Below are 1,176 nucleotides of genomic sequence, written 5' to 3' on the forward strand. Positions count from 1 at the left end.
GTGGTCGAGGTTACGGATAGAGATAGCGGGAGCGGCCATGATGAATTACCTGCAAAAGAGAGTAATAGATCAGAATGACCGATCGCCGTCAAGTTTTTTAAATCGAAAATTAGGTGCGGAATGACGGTTTTACCTCGACTCGCCTAAACGAAATGTATTTGGTGAAGCCAGTTTGAACAATTGCTTTTCCATTGGGTGAAAAACCAACATTACCAACAACAATTACATCTGAACCATCTAATTCTGAAACGTCTTTAATTTTAAAATTTTTCAGAAGTTGATCTTTAAGACTTGGAGAAAATTTCACACTTGGCTCTTTGCGATAATCTCCGTAGTTGAGCCATAAAATCCCTTTTTTATCAACATTTAAATTGTTAATAGTTCCCCAAAATATACACTGGCGTCCAACGTGATCTTTAGTAATATTCTCAAGCTTAACTAAATTAGCTTGAAGTTCACCACTTAAAATTACACGCCCAGAATCAGCCACGATGGTAATTGTTTGGCCTTTGTCTGCGTAATTTGGATTACGGCATAGATTAGTTAAAATCTGTCTTAAAGACTTATTTAATGGAAATCCAGATGCGTTTCCCAACGGTTTTTTCTGTTTATTTGTTCTCCAATCAGATTCTTCATCACCATGCTTATCATTAGGTTGAGAAACATAAATAGAGGCATTGACAGTCTTATCTAAATCAACTCGAATATCCGAGCTATTTTGTTGGTCATTTGCTTCTAATTCGTCACTATCATCCGAACCTATTTCAACAGTAGCTGCATTGCAATTTTCTTTGTGATGAGCAGCAAAACATGCCATACGATCAATTTTGTCTGTTTTATAACCTTTTATAAACCAAGCCTTACTATTGCACTCCAAACAATAAATTAAGCCACGATATTTATCAGGATCATTCTCATAATCCAATGTAGTACATATAGTTTTGTTTTCTACGTATAAACATTCGATCACATGAGTCTCCTTTGAGTTTTATCATGTATTTGTGCAAATGTGTGTTTACCTTATGAGAACGGCAAAGACACACATAGTTCTGAAGGATCCCCTCATAAATCAGCCATAGCATAGCCATATTTGAGCAACTGATTGGCGAATAATACCCAGGCCGCCAGCAATTCTTTCTCCGTGATTTGATAATCAGGCCGCCTGAGTACCTCCAA

1 protein-coding gene is annotated in these 1,176 nt (G+C 36.9%); it reads right to left on the reverse strand.

The features are described 5' to 3' along the window. Positions 1–109 precede the first annotated feature (109 nt). Entirely contained in the window at positions 110–970 is an 861-nt protein-coding gene (locus tag AEA42_RS15545) for a hypothetical protein (RefSeq protein WP_055648209.1), read from the reverse strand. Positions 971–1,176 lie beyond the last annotated feature (206 nt).

The sequence above is a fragment of the Shewanella sp. Sh95 genome (assembly GCF_001308045.1).
Taxonomy (GTDB): Bacteria; Pseudomonadota; Gammaproteobacteria; order Enterobacterales; family Shewanellaceae; genus Shewanella; species Shewanella xiamenensis.